Source organism: Sphingobium sp. FG11 (assembly GCF_057809915.1).
Genome location: NZ_JBMDKW010000013.1, coordinates 47,348 through 65,729, shown reverse-complemented (window position 1 = coordinate 65,729; position 18,382 = coordinate 47,348). Strand labels below are relative to the sequence as shown.

Genomic DNA, 18,382 nt, shown 5'->3' with positions numbered 1-18,382 from the left:
AAATGGCCCTGTCGCTCCCGCCCGCGCGACGATAGGCTGGTGCGATGACCGACGCCACGCTTTGCCCGTCCTCTCTCGACGCCCTGCGGTCAGATATTGCGCACACCGGCTATGCGCGGTTGAGCGGAGCGGAAAGCTTCGCGCGGCTCGACGTCGAGGCGGAACAATGGGCGGCGTTAGCGCGAACATGGGACGATCTCGGGCCGGACCTCTATATGGCCGATGGCGGCCGGTATCGCCGCCGCCGCCACGCCGCGCTCGCTTGCGAAGCCGGTCATTTCACGCGCAAGCCGCATCAGCCGCACTATCAGAGTCGGGACTATAACCAGCTGAACGGCGATGTGCAGCGTTGGTTCGATCCAGTCGAACCGGCCACCCTCGACAACCCCGTCATGCGATCCATCCTCGCCTTCTGCGCGGCTCTATTCGATCCCGGCGCGCTCACGGCATGGCATGTCGAAATGCACCAGTTCCGGATCGAGGCGCGGCCCGGCGAAGCAGGACGACCGACGCCCGAGGGGCTGCACCGCGACGGCGTCGACCGCGTGTTCGTGATGTTGATCGAGCGGCGCAACGTCCGCGAGGGCGTCACCCGCATCGGCGCGCCCGATGGCGCATCGATCGGCGAGTTCACCCTGGCGCTGCCCGGCGACGCGATCCTGATCGACGACCACCGCATCCTGCACGGCGTCACCGAAATTCATGCCGTCGATCCGGCCCTGCCCGCCTGGCGCGACGCGCTCGTCGTCACCTTCGCCGCCGAGCGCTGACGTCGCCTATTTCAGCAGCACCAGTTCCTCCGCCATGCTGGGATGCAGCGCGACGGTATCGTCGAAATCCTGCTTCGTCAGCCCCGCCTTCACCGCGACCGCCGCCGCCTGCAATATTTCGGGCGCATCCGGCCCGATCATATGCAGCCCGACCACCCGGTTCGTGGTCGCATCGACCACCATCTTGTAGAGCGAACGCTCGTCGCGGGCGGCCAGCACATTCTTCATCGGCCGGAAGTCGGAGGTATAGACCTTGACCGTCCCGAGCTTGTTCTTCGCCTGCGCCTCCGTCAGACCCACCCCCGCGAGCGGCGGATGGCTGAACACCGCCGACGGCACGCAGCTATAATCCACCGTGCGCGGATTGTCGCCGAACACGGTATCGGCAAAGGCGTGGCCCTCGCGAATGGCGACCGGGGTGAGTTGCAGCCGGTCGGTCACGTCGCCCACGGCATAGATGCTGTCGCAATTCGTCCGGCTATATTCGTCGACCTTGATCGCGCCCTTTTCGTCCAGTTCCACCCCTGCGCTCTCCAGCCCCAGACCGTCGCTGTGCGGCTTGCGCCCGGTCGCGAACAGGATGATGTCGCACGGAGCCGGGTCGCCGCTCTCGAAATGCGCACATAGCGAGCCGTCCGCATTCTTCTCGATCCGTTCGATCTTCGCATTGAAGCGGAAATTGATGCCCTTCATCGTCGAAATCTGGAGCAGCCGGTCGCGGATCTGCTCGTCATAGCCACGCAGCAGCGCGCTGCCGCGATTGACCATCGTCACATGACTGCCGAACTGATGGAAAATACCCGCAAATTCGTTGGCGATATAGCCGCCGCCGACGATGACGATGCGCTTGGGGCATTCGTCCAGATGGAACACCTCGTTGGAGGTAATCCCATGTTCCGCGCCCTCGATCTCCGGCAGGATCGGCCATGCGCCGGTGGCGACGAGGATATATTTGGCCGTGACCTCCCGCCCGCCGGCCAGCTTCACCGAATGCGGCCCGGTGATCGTGGCGCGCTCCGGAATCAGCTCGACCTTATGGCTGTCGAGCGTATTTTTGTAGAGGCCCTCCAGCCGGTCGACATCGGCCAGCACATTGTCGCGCAGCGTCGTCCATTCGAACCCGCAATCGGGCACGTTCCAGCCGAAGCGGCGCGCGTCCTTCAGATCCTCGGCGAAATGCGCACCATAAATCAGCAGTTTCTTGGGCACGCAGCCACGAATGACGCAAGTGCCGCCGACCCGAAATTCCTCCGCCACGGCGACCTTCGCGCCATGCGCCGCCGCCACGCGCGAGGCCCGCACGCCGCCTGAACCCGCGCCAATGACGAAAAGGTCGAAATCATAGCCGGTCATCGCAGTCTCCGCTCATGTTGACGCGGATATGGCGAGGGCCGCGCCAAGATACAAACGGCTTTTGCGTCAGCCGCCCGGCAGCGCGAGATCGATCAGCGCCATGGTCGACGGGTCGAACCCGCTGGGACCATCCGCCTCGATAGACTTGGCGATCTCCTTGCCCAGTTCGACGCCATATTGATCGAACGGATTGATTCCCATCAGCACGGCGTTGGCAAAGGTGCGATGCTCGTAAAAGGCGATCAGCGCGCCCAAGGCGTGCGGCGTCACATCGTCGAGCAGGATGGTAGTCGACGGGCGATCGCCGGGATAGGCGCGCGCCGGATCGGCCGCATTTTCCTTGCCCCGCATCAGCGCCGCCCCCTGCGCGAAGCAATTGACGAGCAGCGCGCGATGATGCGCCGGATCGAGCAGGCTGCCGGGTTCGATCGAGGCGATGAACTCCACCGGCGCCAGCACCGTCCCCTGATGCAGCAACTGGAACACCGCATGTTGCGCATCGGTGCCCACACCGCCCCACGTCACGGGCGCGGTCGGACCATCGACCGGCGATCCGTCGCGTTTGACGCTCTTGCCGTTGCTCTCCATCTCCAGTTGCTGAAGATAGGATGGCAACAGCTTGAGCCGCTCGTCATAGGCAAAGACGGCGCGGGTCTGCGCGCCCATAACCCGCGTGTAATATTGGTCGGCAAAGGCCGAAAGCAGCGGCGCATTCTCGCCCAGCGGCGCGAGGCGGAAATGACGGTCCATCGCCGCCGCGCCTTCCAGCAGGCTTTCGAACGCATCCCATCCCAATGCGAGCGCGGCGGGGAAGCCGATAGAGGACCAGAGCGAATAGCGGCCGCCCACCGTCTCGCTGAACGGCAGCACCCGCGTTTCATCGACGCCCCACTCCATCGCCTTGTCCGGCGCGGCGGTGAGCGCGATCACCCGGCCATAGGGATCGTCCACCCCGGCCTCGACCATCCAGTTGATCGCGCTGGCGGCGTTCAGCATCGTCTCGGTGGTCGTGAAGGTCTTGGAGGCGACGGCGATCAGCGTCGCGTGCGGATCGAACCCGGCGATAGCCTGCTCCAGCGCCGTGCCATCGACATTGGAAACGACCGCCACTTCGTACCGCGCGCCATCCCCGCTCAGCGCGTCGATGACGAGCTTGGGTCCCAGCGCCGACCCGCCGATCCCGATATGCAATATATGCCGCACCGGCCCCAGTGCCTCGGCCTCGATTGCGTCGATCATCGCCCGCATCCGGTTATGCAGCATACGGGCATACGCGACGCTTTCGACATTGCCCTCGCCCCGCTCGGCGCAATGTTCCGCCGCCCGGCCTTCGCTGTTGTTGACCGGCTCGCCCGCGAACAGGGCGTCCCGCTGCCCGACGAAATCCGCTTCGGCGGCCAGGGCGAGGAAGTCCTCGACCAGTTCGTCGGTCAGATGCGTTTTGGACCAGTCGAAGCGGATGGGTCCCTGATTGAGCGTGAAACGGTCCAGACGGGCGGGATCGATATCGAAAATAGCCTTGAGCGCTGGCCGCTGCCGCGCCGCGATCCGGTCCCAGATTGCATTCATATGTCTCGCTTGCCCTTCTGCTGCGCCGCGCACGATTCTCCGGCCATCCTTAGACCGATTGGTCCGATAATGCACAGGCGCCCGCATCGTGCCTCGCTCCGCGCTTGACGGCGGCAAAATGACGCCGCAAAGCCGCGCAAAGGGCGGATGAGAAAGAGACAAGGGCGCATGAGCGGAAAATCGGAGACGAGGGACTTCCTCTGGTTCCTCGCCAAACTGGCGCTGTTCGTCTTTGTCCTGCGCAGCTTCATCGCTTCGCCGTTCAATATCCCGTCTGAATCGATGCAGCCGCGCCTGCTGATCGGCGATTATCTGATCGTCGCCAAATGGCCCTATGGCTATTCGCGCTATTCCCTGCCGTTCAGCGTGCCCCTGATACCCGGACGCATTTTCGCCGCGACGCCGCACCGTGGCGACGTGGTGGTGTTCAAGGCGCCGCCGAGCCAGAAAAGCGACTATATCAAGCGCGTGATCGGCCTGCCCGGCGACATGATCTCGGTGCGGGGCGGCACCGTCTATCTGAACGGCACGGCCATTCCCAAAAAGAAGGTCGCCGATCTCGTCATCCCGGTCACACCGAACATGATGGAAGCGTCCGCGCGGGAAGGCAGCCCCTCCCCCTGCTATCGCCCCGATTTCGAGCAGGCCGCGCCCGGCGGCGGTCGGCAGTGCCGCTACCCGCAATATCGCGAGACATTGCCGGCGACCAGGGATGATCCGGCCAAAAGCTATAATGTGCTCGATCTGGTGCCCGATGGCGCGGCAGACGACCGCGACACCGTGCTGGTGCCCGAAGGCCATTTGTTCATGATGGGCGACAATCGCGATCGCAGCGCCGACAGCCGCTTCCCGGCGGTAGAGGGCGGCGGCATCGGCCTCGTCCCGCAAGAAAATCTGGTCGGCAAGGCGATGATTTCGGTCTTTTCCACCGATGGCAGCGCCAACTGGTTGCTGCCCTGGACCTGGTTCACTGCGGCGCGGTGGAGCCGGATCGGGGAAGGTTTTTGAAGGCTGAACAGCATCGGCCGGACCCGGCGCACTGGCTCGCGAGCCTGATCGGCCGCGCACCCCGTCAACCCAACCGTTTCGTGCAGGCGCTCACCCATGGCAGCGCCAATCCGGTCAATTATGAGCGGCTCGAATTTCTCGGTGACCGCGTTCTGGGCCTCATCATGTCGGAATGGCTGTTCGAGCGCTTCGCGGGCGAGCCGGAGGGCAAGCTTTCGCGCCGTTTCAACGTGCTGGTGTCGGGCGAAACCTGCGCCGAGATTGCCCGCGCGGCCGGTGTCCCCGCTCACCTCGTCCTTGGCAAACAGGCGCGCGACGACGGGGCGGTCGACAGCGACAATGTGCTGGGCGACGTCATGGAAGCGCTGATCGGCGCGCTTTATCTCGAAGCGGGTCTGGATGAAGCCCGCGCGCTGGTCCGCCGCCTCTGGGCCGACCGCGTCGATACCCAGACGAGCGCCCCGCGCCATCCCAAATCCGCGCTTCAGGAATGGGCGGCCGCCAACAAGCGCAAGCCACCCGAATATGTGATGACCGACCGCTCCGGACCCCATCATGCGCTGCGTTTCGGCGTCACCGTATCGATCAAGGGCGCGGGCGAAGCGAGCGCCACGGGCGGGTCGAAACAGGAAGCGGAAACGGCCGCCGCCAAAGCGTTGCTGGACATGCTGGAAAGATAGCGACAGGGCGCTCTCATGATCGCTTGATGCTGATCTGGGACGACCGCGATCTCCCGCGTGGCGAAATTCAGGAAAAACAAGTAAGGCGCTTCGACAGGCTCAGCGCGAACGGAGTGTATTTTGCCAGCTTTGGATACCGAACATAATCAGCGCTGCGGCGTCGTCGCCATCGTCGGCGCCCCCAATGCGGGCAAGTCGACGCTGGTCAATGCGCTGGTAGGGCAGAAAGTCGCAATCACCAGCCCCAAGGCGCAGACGACGCGCACGCGGGTGATGGGCGTCGCGATCGAAGGCGCAGCGCAGATGGTGCTGGTCGACACGCCCGGCATCTTCGCGCCCAAACGCCGGCTCGATCGCGCCATGGTGCAGGCGGCGTGGGGCGGCGCGCAGGGCGCGGACCTGATCGCGATGGTGCTGGACGGCAAGGCGGGGCTGGGACGAAAGCTGGAACCCATCATCGAGGCACTCAAGCATCGCAGCGAACGAAAATGGCTGATCCTCAACAAGGTCGATATCGCGATCAAGGAAAAGCTGCTACCCCATACGCAGAAGTTGAACGACCAGCTCGGTTTCGAAGAGATATTCTTCGTGTCGGCCGCGACAGGAGATGGCCTGCCCGAACTCAAATCAGCCTTCGCCGCCGCCATGCCCGAAGGTCCCTGGCACTTCCCCGAAGATCAGGTGTCCGACGCGACCGACCGGATGCTGGCGGCCGAAATTACCCGCGAGCAGCTCTATCACCAGCTTCACGCCGAACTCCCCTACGCCGCCGCCGTCGACACCGAACAATATAAGGAACGCGACGACGGATCGATCGAGATCCACCAGCAGATCCTCGTCGGCCGCTCCAGCCAGCGCGCGATCGTGCTGGGCAAGGGCGGCCAGCGGCTGAAGGAAATCGGATCGAAGGCGCGCGCCGAACTGGCGGCGCTCATGGGCGTCAAGGTTCACCTCTACCTCCACGTCAAGGTGAAGGAAGATTGGGAAGATGACCGCGGCATCTACCGCGACATCGGGCTGGACTGGGTGGAGTAGCCCCCTCCCAGTCCCTGCCGTTCGCTATTCCGCCGCCGCCTTCTTCGCTGGCGCTTTCCTGGCGGCGGGTTTCTTCGCAGCCGGCTTCTTGACGGCCGGTTCCTTCTTCGCGCCCGTGTCCTTCTTCGCCGCAGCCTTCTTGGGCGCAGCCTTCTTCTTGCCCTTCTTCGCCGGAGCCGCCGCCGCGCGGGCGTCGATCAGTTGCGCGGCTTCCTCCAGCGTCAACTGGTCCTTGTCCACCGTCTTGGGCAGCGTCGCATTGGTCGTGCCGTCGGTCACATAGGCGCCATAGCGCCCTTCCATCAGCTTGATTTCCGCCTCGCTGCGGGGATGCGCGCCCAATATCTTGAGCGGCTCGCGCCCGGCGCTGCGCGGTCCCCGGTTCGCGGCTTCGGCCAGCTTCACGACCGCGCTGTTCATGCCGACCTCGAAAATCTCCGCCGTCGAGGACAAGCGCCCATATTTGCCGTCGTGCAGCAGATAGGGACCGAACCGGCCGATATTCGCCACGATCGGCTTGCCGCTTTCCGGATGCAGGCCGATCTCGCGCGGCAGGCTGAGCAGCTTCACGCCCCAGTCGAGCGTCAGTTCGCCATCGGGCAAATCCTTGGGGATCGATCCGCGCTTGGCCTCCTTCCCCTCGCCCATCTCGATATAGGGACCAAAGCGCCCGGACTTTTTCACGATATCCTGCCCGGTTTCGGGATGCTGGCCCAATATCTCCGGCCCGCTATCCGCCCCGTCGCTGCCGCCCGGCTGACCGAATTTGCGGGTATATTTGCACTCGGGATAGTTGGAGCAGGCGATAAACGCGCCGAACCGCCCGCCGCGCAGCGATAGCTGGCCGTCCGCGCACAGCGGGCAGGCGCGGGGATTGCTGCCATCGGCCCTGGGCGGGAACAGCATCGGCTCCAGAAACTTGTCGAGCGCGGCGGTGATGTCGCTCGGCTTCTGCTCCATCACCTCGGCGGTCTTGGGCTTGAAATCGCGCCAGAAGGCTTCGAGCACTTCCTGCCACTGCGCGCGTCCGCCGGAAATCTCGTCCAGCTCGTCCTCAAGCCCGGCGGTGAAGTCATAGGAGACGTAGCGTTCGAAAAACCGCTCCAGAAACGCCGTCACCAGCCGTCCGCTCTCCTCGGCGAAGAAGCGGTTCTTCTCGATCCGCACATAGTCGCGGTCTTTGAGCACCTGAAGCGTCGAGGCATAGGTCGACGGCCGACCGATGCCCAGCTCCTCCAGTTTCTTGACCAGACTTGCTTCGGAATAGCGCGGCGGCGGCTGGGTGAAATGCTGCTCCGCCGTCACCCTCTTCTTCGCCGGTGCATCACCTTCGTTCAGGCGCGGCAGCAGCTTGCTGTCGTCATCGTCCGAATCGTCGCGGCCCTCTTCATAGAGCGCAAGGAAACCGGGGAAGATCACCACCTGACCCGTCGCGCGCAGGGCATGGCTGCCGCTGCCATCGACCAGATCGATGGTGGTGCGCTCCAGCCGGGCGCTCGCCATCTGGCTCGCCAGCGCGCGTTTGAAGATCAGGTCATACAGCCGCGCATGATCGCCGCTCCCCGCCTTGTCGCGGCTGAATTCGGTCGGGCGGATGGCTTCATGCGCCTCCTGCGCATTCTTCGCCTTGGTCTGATATTGACGCGGCTTTTCGGGCAGATAGCCGCCGTCATAGCGATCCGCGATTGCCTTGCGCGCGGCGGAGATGGCGCTGCCGTCCATCTGCACGCCGTCGGTCCGCATATAGGTGATCGCGCCGTCCTCATACAACTGCTGCGCGATGCGCATCGTGTGGCTGGCCGAAAAGCCGAGCTTGCGCGCCGCTTCCTGCTGCAGGGTCGATGTGGTGAAGGGCGGCGGCGGATTGCGGGTGAGCGGCTTGGTCTCCACCTTGTCGACGGTGAAGCGCCCTGCCTCGACATCCGCCTTCGCCGCCATGGCGTCGCCTTCGCGGCCGATCGTCAGGCGGTCGATCTTCTCGCCCTTCCAGCGCACGAGGCGCGCGGTGAACGCCTGCCCGCCCTGCTCCATGTCGGCGGCGACCGACCAATATTCCTGCGGGGTGAAGCTTTCAATCTCCCGCTCGCGCTCCACCACAAGCCGCAGCGCGACCGACTGCACCCGCCCCGCCGATTTCGCGCCGGGCAGCTTGCGCCACAGCACCGGCGACAGCGTGAAGCCGACCAGATAGTCGAGCGCCCGTCGCGCGCGATAGGCGTCGATCAGATCCACGTCGAGCGCGCGCGGCTTGGCCATAGCATCCAGCACGGCCGCCTTGGTGATGGCGTTGAACGTCACCCGGTCGACGACAGCGGGCAGCGCCTTCTTCGCGCGCAGCACTTCCTGCACATGCCAGCTGATCGCTTCCCCTTCGCGATCAGGGTCAGTCGCCAGGATCAGGCGGGTCGCCTTCTTCGCCTCGTCGGCGATGGCCTTGAGCTGCTTGCTCTTGTCGCCATAATTTTCCCACTGCATGGCGAAACCATCGTCGGGATCGACCGAACCGTCCTTGGCCGGCAGGTCGCGGATATGGCCATAGCTGGCCAGCACATGGAAATCGCCGCCCAGATATTTCTCGATGGTTTTCGCCTTGGCCGGCGATTCTACGATGACAAGCTGCATTCAGGCCCCGGAAATTTGATCTCTCACACGTATGCGCGAGTGTGGAAGGCGATGACGGCGGGCGTCAAGCGGTGCGAGTGATTAGGTCAGAAGGCCGGTCCGCGCCAGCACCATCGTCAGCGCAACGAAACGCGCCCGCCCGCCAGCCGGTCCAGCCGCTCGGCCAGCTCCAGCTCCAGCAGCACCGTCTGCACCACGGCGGGGCCAAGCCCGCTGAGGCGGATCAGCTCATCGACCGGCACCGGCGCATGCCCCAGCAGCGCCATCACCGCATCGCGTTCCGCGCCCGCCACGTCGCTCGACACCGGCGCACCCGCGAAATCGAAGCGCCCCTGCCGCACCATGCGCACATCAATGGTCCCCACCGCCTCCAGCACATCGGCCGCATTCTGGATCAGGATCGCTCCGTCGCGGATCAGCTGGTTGCAGCCCTGCGCGCGCGGATCGAGCGGCGACCCCGGCACCGCCATCACCTCCCGCCCGGCCTCGCCCGCGAGCCGTGCGGTGATGAGCGAACCCGATCGCGGCGCCGCTTCCACCACCACCGTCCCCGCCGCCAGCCCGGCGATGATGCGATTGCGCGCAGGGAAGTGGCGGGCGAGCGGCTGGACGCCGGGCGGATGCTCCGTCACCAGCAGGCCTTCATGGGCCACCTGCTCCTGCAAGGCGGCGTTTTCGGGCGGAAAGCCGATGTCGATGCCGCTGGCGATCACTCCGATCGTGCCGCTGGCAACCGATCCCTGATGCGCCGCCGTGTCGATACCGCGCGCAAGGCCCGACACGACCACCGCGCCCTGCTGTCCCAGATCCTGCGCCAGTTGCCGGGCAAAGCGGATCGCCGCCGCCGAAGCATTGCGCGCACCGACCATGGCGACGCATTGCCGCCCCGCCAGCGACGGGTCGCCGCGCACGATCAGCGCGGGCGGGGCGCCTTCCATCTGGTCGAGCAGAAACGGGTAATCGGCGTCGCCCATCAACAGGTAGCGCGCGCCCAGCGCCTTCGATTGCGCGATCTCCCGCTCGACCGCGCCCGCATCGGCCACGCTCGCCTTGCCGCCGCCGCGCGCGGCCAGTTCAGGCACCGCGCGCACGGCGTCGCCCGCATTGCCGAAGCGCGCCATCAGCTGACGAAAGCTGACCGGGCCGATGCGCGGCGACCGGATCAGGCGCAGCCGGTCGAACCGTTCCTGCTCACTCATCCTTCGGACGGTCCGGCCCCGGTGGGTCCGGACTTGCCCGCTCCGACCTTTGGCTCTTCACCCTTGGCAAGCCGCGCGATATTGGCGCGATGCCGCCACAGCAGGATCAGCGCCAGCGCCAGCGTCACCGGCAGCAGATCAAGCCTGCCGAACAGGGCCATGGCAACGGGCGCGCTTACCGCCGCCGACATGCCCCCGACCGACGACCACCGCGTCAGCGCGAGCGAGCCAAGCCAAAAAACCGCGAAAACGATCCCCGCCGGCCAGTAGAGCGCGGTCACGACCCCCATCATCGTCGCCACGCCCTTGCCGCCTGCAAACCGCAACCAGACCGGGTAGCAATGGCCGATAAAGGCCGCGGCACCCGCCATCGGTCCGCCGCCATCGACCAGCATCGCGCCGATCAGCACCGCCGCCGCGCCCTTGAGCATGTCCAGCAGCAACGTCGCCGCCGCCAGCCCCTTGCGCCCGGTGCGCAGCACATTGGTCGCGCCGATATTGCCCGATCCGATCTGGCGCAGATCACCCGCGCCGCTAAATCGCGTGAGCAGCAGGCCGAACGGCACCGACCCGAGCAGATAGCCGAAAACAAGGATGAACGCGGGAAGAAGCCAGGCCGGGGTCATATGTCTCGCCAAATGGTGTCGGCGCGACCATAGCGGCGTCGGCAGGCGGGGCAATGGGTTGATGCCGGGTCCCATGCGCCATGCTCGCCGGCCATCGGGCTATTGCCGGGCGACCGCCTGATTTATACCATGCCCGCAAACATATACGGGGCTGGACGGGATCGACGGCAGGGTTGGGTCATCTGCGGAACCAGACGGAGGAGAGGAAAAATATGTTCACGCATTTCATGGTCGGCGCCGATGACATCGATGCGTCGAAAAAATTCTACGATGCCATCTTGGGAGTGATCGGCGTCGAACCGGGCGTGATCGACCGGTTTGGCCGTGTATTCTATCATGTCGCCGGCATCGCTTTTGGCGTGACGTTGCCGATCGACGGGGAACAGGCGTCGCCGGCGAATGGCGGCACGATCGGCTTTGCGGCAGAGTCGCCCGAGCAAATCGACGCCTGGCACGAAGCGGGGTTGAAGGCCGGTGGCGTCTCTTGCGAAAATCCGCCGGGTGTCCGCGCGCCCTTTGCCTCCTACGCGGCCTATCTCCGCGATCCCGCGGGCAACAAACTGTGCATATCGTGCCCGATTGAAGTTTGATCCCCTGCAAGGGAATGGCGGGCGGCGGGAGGTATATGTATGATTACGCCGCGCGCTTTGCCTAGCCAATGGCCCACAGTCGTTGACAGTCACGGCACAGGTCGCGACACGGGGCCATGACGGTCGCCGCTGATGCCCCCCTCCTCTTTTTCGATTCCGGCGTCGGCGGCTTGTCGATCATGGGACCAGCACGCGCGGCGCTGCCGACCGCGCCGGTCGTCTATGCCGCCGACAGCGCTGGATTTCCCTATGGCACCAAAAGCGAGGCGGAAATTTCCGCGCGGGTGCCCGCCCTGCTGGGGCGGCTGGTGGAACGCTATCGCCCCCGGCTCGCGGTGATCGCCTGCAACACAGCATCCACCATCGCCCTGTCGGCGGTGCGCGCGGCGCTCGACATCCCGGTCGTGGGCACTGTGCCCGCGATCAGGCCGGCCGCGCTGCTCTCGAAAAGCCGCGTGTTCGGCGTGCTCGGCACCGATGCGACCGTGCGCCAGCCCTATGTCGACCGTCTCGCGGCGGAATATGGCGCGGACTGCACCGTGCTGCGCCACGGATCGGCGGCGCTGGTCGAACTGGCGGAGGCGAAGCTGCGTGGCGAGACGCTCGACCCCGCGATCGCGCGCGATGCGCTGGCGGGATTGCTCGACCAGCCGGGGGGCGACCGCATGGATGTCGTCGTCCTCGCCTGCACCCATTTTCCGCTGGTGGAGGCCGAACTGGCGGCCGCCGCGCCCCGGCCGCTGACCTTCGTCCATGGCGGCGACGGCATCGCCCGCAGGATCGTGCATCTGACGCAGGGCCAGCCCTGGCCCGCGACCTTCGCCCCCGGAACGGCGGTGTTCACCCGCAAGGATGCCGGGGTCGATCGGCTGGCGGCGGCGCTCGCCGGTTACGGGCTGGACCGGATCGAGGCGCTGTAGGCCAGGCTCGCATAGGGGCTGGGACAAAAGGTCCGATATCCGTGATCGCAATTTCCGGCTATATCTGCGAACCGTTATCGCTGGTAATCGCGGCCATCTGGCGGTAAATGGCCCGCCAAGAGGATGCGGGACTTAGGGACAGGGCGTTTTCGTGAACTACAAACATATCTTTTCCCAAGCGATCGACCGGCTGCACAGCGAAGGTCGTTATCGCGTGTTCATCGATATCCTGCGCAACAAGGGCGCATTCCCCAATGCCCGTTGTTTTCACGGTCATAACGGTCCCAAGCCGATCACGGTCTGGTGTTCCAACGACTATCTCGCCATGGGCCAGCATCCCAAGGTCGTCACCGCGATGGAAGAGGCGCTGCACGATGTCGGCGCGGGTTCCGGCGGCACCCGCAACATCGGCGGCAATACCCATTATCATGTCGATCTGGAGGGCGAGCTTGCCGACCTGCACGGCAAGGAAGCCGCGCTGCTCTTCACATCGGGCTATGTGTCGAACGACGCGACGCTCTCGACCCTCGCCAAGATCCTGCCGGGCTGCATCGTCTTTTCGGACGAGCTGAACCATGCCAGCATGATTGCGGGCATCCGCAATTCCGGCTGTGAAAAGCAGGTGTTCCGCCACAATGACGTCGATCATCTGCGCGCGCTGCTGGAAGCGGCCGATCCCGATGCGCCCAAGCTGATCGCGTTCGAAAGCGTCTATTCGATGGATGGCGACGTCGCCCCCATCGCCGCCATCTGCGACCTGGCCGACGAATATAATGCGCTGACCTATCTGGACGAAGTCCATGCCGTCGGTATGTACGGCCCGCGCGGCGGCGGCATTTCCGAACGGGACGAGGTCGCCCATCGCCTGACCATCATCGAAGGCACGCTGGGCAAGGCGTTCGGCGTCATGGGCGGCTATATCGCGGCGGACCAGATGATCGTCGACGTCATCCGCAGCTACGCCCCCGGCTTCATCTTCACGACGTCGCTTTCGCCCGTGCTGGTCGCGGGCGTGCTGGCAAGCGTGCGCCATCTGAAAGGATCGAGCGAAGAACGCGAGGGCCAGCAGGCTGCCGCCGCGACGCTCAAGCGCCTGATGCACGAAGCGGGCCTGCCGGTCATGCTGTCGTCCACCCACATCGTGCCGCTGATGGTCGGCGATCCGGTGAAGGCCAAGCGGATCAGCGATATCTTGCTTGCCGAATATGGCGCCTACGTCCAGCCGATCAACTATCCCACCGTGCCGCGCGGCACCGAACGGCTGCGCTTCACCCCCGGCCCCGCGCACAGCGAAGCGATGATGCGCGAACTGGTTGAGGCGCTCGCGGAAATCTGGGACCGGCTGGAACTGGAAAAGGCCGCGCGACAGGCGGCCTGAAGGATCATGGCATGGCGAGGCCAGCCCTGATCGCATAGCCGCGATAGAGCGAGCATGTCGCGGCCCGTCCCCCGGTGTCCGCAGCCACCCGGTCGAGCGACGCCGCCAGACCTTCCCGTGGCGAAACGTGGAAGGCGTCGAGCCATGTGAACAGGGCAGCTTTCCAAAGCATCGGCATCCCATCCTGCTGGCCGAAATCCACGATCTCCAGCCTGCCGCCCGGCGCGACGCAGACCGCCGCCTGCGCCAGCGCGGCCTCCCAGTCCGGTATCATCGACAACGCGTAGCTGATGAACACCCGGTCGAACGTCGCGCGCCCGAACAGCGCCACCGCATCGAAAGCGCGCGCGTCGCCCTGGCACATTACCACGCGATCCGCGATCCCCGCTTTTACGACCGAAGCCGCCGCCGTCTCCAGCATTGCCGTCGAGATATCCACACCATAGAGGCGAGCATCGGACCATGCCCGGCCCACCGCGATCAGGTTGCGCCCGGTGCCGCACCCGATCTCCAGCACGCTTCCACCGGGCGGCGGCGCAAGATCGGCGATCAGGCCATCGCGGCCCAGCAGATAATATTTGCGGGAGGCATCATAAATATGCCGCTGATAGCGATAGACCCGGTCCATCAGCCCGCCATGCGCCTGCGCCACCGGCTCAATCTTTCAGGACGTACAGATGGACCCCGCCGTAGATCGCGGACCTGTCCCGCGCGGTGTAATCGCGCGACGCTTCCGCGCGATAGGCCCAGCGGTCGAGCGTCCCGGCATCGACCCGACCCGGCAATATGCTCGGCTCCCCCGCCGTACGGAACAGCACGCGCGCGCCGGGCCGCGCGGTCCGCGTAATCTGGCTCCACAGCGCATTCAGTTGCGCGTCGGTCATCCAGTCCTGCGCGTCGAGCAGCACATAGCGATCCGACGACCCCTCCGGCTGGCCGGCCAGGAAATCGGTGAAATTGACATGGCGGACATCGACCCGATCGGCGCGCTCCACCACCGCCGCATGACTGGCGGCCTGAAGATAGGGCGGCAAGGGTCCGTCCGCGCGCTGCGAAGCGCCATAGCCACGCCCGAACGCCTGCACCGCGAAATAATTGTCGCGGATATCGAAATCGCAGGCGAGCTTCTCCAGCCGCGCCCTGAGCACCGCGCCCATCCGCGCGTCCCCCGCCAGCGCGCCGAACTGCGCGGGCGGAATGCCGAGGCCAAACAGCGCGGCGGGCTGGTTCGTCAGCCAGCGTATAAAGCCCTTGTCGAAGATCGGCGCCAGTTCGCGCTCGAATATGTCCCGCTGCTGCTCTGGCGACGTCGCGTCCAGCATCCGCCGGGGATCGACCCCGTGCAGCCGCGCCAGCAGATGCGCCGCGCCGATGAAGTGCCCAAGCAGCCCCTGCTTGTAGATACCGCGCGCAAAGCCGCCGATCCGCTTGCGGCCGATCAGGTCCCGGCCTTCCCAATACCGCCGCGTCACATCATCCAGATGCGGCGCGACATGGCTGTGATAGGCCGCGACATTGTCCTTGCTGTCGGCCTGCGCGAAGAAGCGATGAAAGGCGGCATGATCGGGCAAGGCGCGCGCCGCCGCCAGTTTCAAGCGGTTGAGCGCGATATGCGCCGTGTTCAGATCGACCGCCGTGATCCGCGCGGGATCGGCGGTGAGGTAGCTCAGCACGTTGCAGCCGCCCGACGCGATCGTGACGATATGGCAATCGGGCGTGATCGCCAGCGCCTCCATATCGACCTGCGGGTCCTCCCATATCTGGGCGTAGACGAGGCCGCGAAAAGCGAAGGTAAAGGCCCGCTCCAGCAATCCCTCTTTCGACAGACGCGGGTGCCGGTGAACGGCGCGCTCGACATTCTGATGCGCGATGCTTGCCATGTCAGGGATCTCCACGATGCCGGGTCGATCCGGCGCGCCTAGACCCGGCGCATGTCGATGGCGTGACGAATATGTTACGATTGCGCGATGCCCTTGCGGAACCACCCGCGCCGCTCCCATCTTCTGTCCATCATGCCGCCTGCGTCTCACTGGATCGAACCCCATCCCACCGGCATCTATGTGCGGCCCGCCGACGCGTGGATCGATCCGTCGACCCCGCGCGAGCGCGCGCTCGTCACCCATGGCCATGCCGATCATGCCCGCGGCGGCCACGGCCATGTCTGGGCGACCCGCGAAACGCTGGCGATCATGGCGCTGCGTTATGGCACGGCGTCGGGCACGGCGGTCGACTATGGCGAAGATATCAGGCTGGGAGAGGTCGCGATCCGCTACGTGCCGGCGGGCCATGTGCTAGGCTCGGCGCAGATCGTGCTCGACCATGCGGGCGAGCGCGTCGTTGTGACCGGCGATTACAAACGCCGCCCCGACCCCACCTGCAAACCGTTCGAGCCGGTGCCCTGCGATATTTTCGTGACGGAAGCGACCTTCGGCCTGCCCGTGTTCCGCCATCCCGATACCGGCAGCGAGATCGACCGGCTGCTCGCCGCGCTGCACGCCAATCCCGACCGCTGCGTTCTCGTGGGCGCCTATGCGCTGGGCAAGGCACAGCGGGTCATCTGCGAGCTGCGCGCGCGCGGCCATCATGACCCGATCTACATCCACGGCGCGATGGAGCGGATGTGCGCGCTCTATGCCGATTTCGGCGTGAACCTCGGCGAATTGCGCTCAGCGACCGGCGTCGCTGCCAAGGATATGCGCGGCCACATCATCGTCTCGCCGCCGTCTGCGCTCAACGACCGCTGGAGCCGCCGTTTGCCCGATCCGATCACCGCCATGGCGTCGGGCTGGATGCGGGTGCGTCAGCGCGCGCGGCAGAAGAATGTCGAGCTGCCGCTGGTCATTTCCGATCATGCCGACTGGGACGAACTGACCGACACGCTGCGCGAGGTCGCCCCGGGCGAAACCTGGATCACCCACGGCCGCGAGGAAGCGTTGCTCCACTGGTGCATGACCCATCAGATGCGCGCCCGCGCGCTGGCCCTGGTCGGTCGCGAGGATGACGAGGAGGAGGACGAGGGATGAGGCCATTCTCCCAACTGCTCGACGGCCTCGTCTACACCCGCTCGCGCAACGGCAAGCTCGACCTTATCGCCGATTATATGCGCACCGCGCCCGACCCCGATCGCGGCTGGGCGCTCGCGGCGCTGACCGGCAATCTCGATCTCAAGGCCGTCAAGTCCGCCGCCATCGGCCAGATGATCCGTGACCGAACCGATCCCGTCCTGTTCGAAATGAGCCGCGACTATGTCGGCGACCTCGCCGAAACAGTCGCTCTATTATGGCCCAAGCGCGAGGATCAGCCGCCCGAGATAGACGACGGCTCGCTGGGCATTGCCGCCGTGGTTGAAACCCTGTCCACCGTCAGCCGCGCCGCCGCCCCCGCCGCGCTTGCGCAAATGATGGATCATCTCGACGCATCGGGGCGCTTCGCCCTGCTCAAGCTCGCCACCGGGGGTCTGCGGGTGGGCATCTCCGCCCGCCTCGCCAAGACCGGCTTCGCGCAGGGCTTCGGCCTCGACGTCGATGACGTGGAACAGGTCTGGCACGCCCTGACACCGCCCTACGCCACCCTGTTCGACTGGGCGGAAGGCCGCGCCGGACGACCCGATCCCGCCGGCACGCCCTTCTTCCGTCCCTTCATGCTGGCCCATCCGCTTGAAGCCGACAGCGTGGACCTTGCCGATTACGCCGCCGAATGGAAATGGGACGGCATCCGCATCCAGATCGTCGGCACCGGCAGCGAGACCCGCCTTTACAGCCGGGGCGGCGACGATATCACCGGCAGCTTCCCCGATATCGCCCGCGCCTTCACCGGCCATGCCGTGCTCGACGGCGAACTGCTGGTGCGCGGCGAATTTCAGGGAGGGGAAGCCGCCAGTTTCAACGCGCTGCAACAACGCCTCGGGCGCAAGGCGGTCAGCGCGAAAATGATGGATGAGTTTCCCGCCTTCGTCCGCCTCTACGACCTGTTGCTGGAGGGTGACGAGGATTTGCGCACCCTGCCCTGGACGGAACGCCGCGCCCGGCTCGAAGCGCATATGGCGGGTCTCGACCCGGAGCGGTTCGATATATCCGCCGTGATCGAGGCGGCCGATTTCGACGCCCTTGCCGACATTCGCGCCGGGGCACGCGACGCAGCGATCGAGGGGGTCATGCTCAAGCGTCGCGACAGCCCCTATGTCGCCGGACGCAAGGCCGCGCTCTGGTATAAATGGAAACGCGATCCGCTGACCGCCGACTGCGTGATGATGTACGCCCAGCGCGGCCACGGCAAACGCTCGTCCTTCTATTCGGATTACACCTTCGGCTGCTGGACGGCGGATGGCGAATTGCTGCCCGTGGGCAAGGCCTATTCGGGCTTCACCGACGAGGAACTGAAATGGCTCGACCGCTTCGTGCGGAGCAACACGGTCGCCCGCTTTGGCCCGGTGCGGGAGGTCGAAAAGACGCTGGTGCTGGAAGTCGCGTTCGACAGCATCCACGACAGCAAGCGGCACAAATCCGGGCTGGCGATGCGCTTCCCCCGCATCGCCCGCATCCGCCGCGACAAACCGGCGGACGAGGCGGATACGGTGGCCGGGTTGAAGAAGCTGGTCAGTTGATGCAAGCCATGAACGAAATCGATGGAGTC

At 65.6% G+C, this 18,382-nt stretch carries 16 protein-coding genes; 9 read left to right on the top strand and 7 right to left on the bottom strand.

The features are described from left to right. Window positions 1–44 precede the first annotated feature (44 nt). Window positions 45–770, top strand: a complete 726-nt coding sequence (locus ACODSN_RS12290; protein ID WP_489055802.1) for a 2OG-Fe dioxygenase family protein — start codon at window positions 45–47, stop codon at window positions 768–770. Window positions 771–776: 6 nt separating this feature from the next. Here ACODSN_RS12290 and gorA read toward each other — a convergent pair whose 3' ends face one another. Both gorA and pgi read right to left on the bottom strand, forming a co-directional pair. Next, the gene (gene gorA, locus ACODSN_RS12285; RefSeq protein WP_489055800.1) at window positions 777–2,123 is read right to left on the bottom strand and encodes a glutathione-disulfide reductase; all 1,347 of its coding nucleotides are present in this window, start codon (window positions 2,121–2,123) and stop codon (window positions 777–779) included. A 66-nt stretch (window positions 2,124–2,189) separates the two neighbouring features. Continuing rightward, the gene (gene pgi, locus ACODSN_RS12280) at window positions 2,190–3,692 is read right to left on the bottom strand and encodes a glucose-6-phosphate isomerase (protein WP_489055798.1); all 1,503 of its coding nucleotides are present in this window, start codon (window positions 3,690–3,692) and stop codon (window positions 2,190–2,192) included. A gap of 168 nt (window positions 3,693–3,860) precedes the next feature. Here pgi and lepB point away from each other — a divergent pair, with 168 nt between their 5' ends. From lepB to era, 3 genes are all read left to right on the top strand, one after another. After that, window positions 3,861–4,700, top strand: a complete 840-nt coding sequence (gene lepB / locus ACODSN_RS12275) for a signal peptidase I (RefSeq protein WP_489055796.1) — start codon at window positions 3,861–3,863, stop codon at window positions 4,698–4,700. Continuing rightward, a complete protein-coding gene (rnc, locus tag ACODSN_RS12270; protein ID WP_489055794.1) occupies window positions 4,697–5,380 on the top strand; it encodes a ribonuclease III in 684 nt (227 codons plus the stop codon). Before lepB ends, rnc begins: the two co-directional genes overlap by 4 nt. Window positions 5,381–5,509: 129 nt before the next feature. Further along, complete coding sequence (gene era, locus ACODSN_RS12265) at window positions 5,510–6,415, top strand: GTPase Era (protein ID WP_489055833.1); 906 nt, start codon at window positions 5,510–5,512, stop codon at window positions 6,413–6,415. A gap of 24 nt (window positions 6,416–6,439) precedes the next feature. Here era and topA read toward each other — a convergent pair whose 3' ends face one another. The 3 genes from topA to plsY all read right to left on the bottom strand — a co-directional run bounded on the left by topA (window position 6,440) and on the right by plsY (window position 10,862). Continuing rightward, entirely contained in the window at window positions 6,440–9,037 is a 2,598-nt protein-coding gene (gene topA / locus ACODSN_RS12260) for a type I DNA topoisomerase (RefSeq protein WP_489055792.1), read from the bottom strand. A 116-nt stretch (window positions 9,038–9,153) separates the two neighbouring features. Then, the gene (gene dprA / locus ACODSN_RS12255; RefSeq protein ID WP_489055790.1) at window positions 9,154–10,236 is read right to left on the bottom strand and encodes a DNA-processing protein DprA; all 1,083 of its coding nucleotides are present in this window, start codon (window positions 10,234–10,236) and stop codon (window positions 9,154–9,156) included. Continuing rightward, on the bottom strand, window positions 10,233–10,862 hold the full coding sequence (plsY, locus tag ACODSN_RS12250; protein WP_489055789.1) for a glycerol-3-phosphate 1-O-acyltransferase PlsY: 630 nt from the start codon (window positions 10,860–10,862) through the stop codon (window positions 10,233–10,235). The genes dprA and plsY overlap by 4 nt, the downstream gene beginning before the upstream one ends. A gap of 212 nt (window positions 10,863–11,074) precedes the next feature. On the opposite strand from plsY, the gene ACODSN_RS12245 reads away from it, so the two are divergent. The 3 genes from ACODSN_RS12245 to hemA all read left to right on the top strand — a co-directional run bounded on the left by ACODSN_RS12245 (window position 11,075) and on the right by hemA (window position 13,750). Next, window positions 11,075–11,452 (top strand): VOC family protein, encoded by a 378-nt coding sequence (locus tag ACODSN_RS12245; RefSeq protein WP_489055787.1) that lies wholly within the window; start codon window positions 11,075–11,077, stop codon window positions 11,450–11,452. 116 nt (window positions 11,453–11,568) lie between these two features. Then, window positions 11,569–12,372, top strand: a complete 804-nt coding sequence (murI, locus tag ACODSN_RS12240) for a glutamate racemase (protein WP_489055785.1) — start codon at window positions 11,569–11,571, stop codon at window positions 12,370–12,372. 151 nt (window positions 12,373–12,523) lie between these two features. Further along, the gene (hemA, locus tag ACODSN_RS12235) at window positions 12,524–13,750 is read left to right on the top strand and encodes a 5-aminolevulinate synthase (RefSeq protein ID WP_489055783.1); all 1,227 of its coding nucleotides are present in this window, start codon (window positions 12,524–12,526) and stop codon (window positions 13,748–13,750) included. A gap of 4 nt (window positions 13,751–13,754) precedes the next feature. On the opposite strand, the gene ACODSN_RS12230 is transcribed toward hemA, so the two are convergent. Continuing rightward, window positions 13,755–14,378, bottom strand: a complete 624-nt coding sequence (locus ACODSN_RS12230; RefSeq protein WP_489055832.1) for a class I SAM-dependent methyltransferase — start codon at window positions 14,376–14,378, stop codon at window positions 13,755–13,757. 28 nt (window positions 14,379–14,406) lie between these two features. After that, on the bottom strand, window positions 14,407–15,630 hold the full coding sequence (locus tag ACODSN_RS12225) for a BtaA family protein (RefSeq protein ID WP_489055781.1): 1,224 nt from the start codon (window positions 15,628–15,630) through the stop codon (window positions 14,407–14,409). Window positions 15,631–15,762: 132 nt separating this feature from the next. Here ACODSN_RS12225 and ACODSN_RS12220 point away from each other — a divergent pair, with 132 nt between their 5' ends. After that, on the top strand, window positions 15,763–16,773 hold the full coding sequence (locus ACODSN_RS12220; protein WP_489055831.1) for a ligase-associated DNA damage response exonuclease: 1,011 nt from the start codon (window positions 15,763–15,765) through the stop codon (window positions 16,771–16,773). Further along, window positions 16,770–18,353: a cisplatin damage response ATP-dependent DNA ligase gene (locus ACODSN_RS12215; RefSeq protein WP_489055779.1), complete on the top strand. Its 1,584-nt coding sequence runs from the start codon at window positions 16,770–16,772 to the stop codon at window positions 18,351–18,353. Before ACODSN_RS12220 ends, ACODSN_RS12215 begins: the two co-directional genes overlap by 4 nt. Window positions 18,354–18,382: the final 29 nt, after the last annotated feature.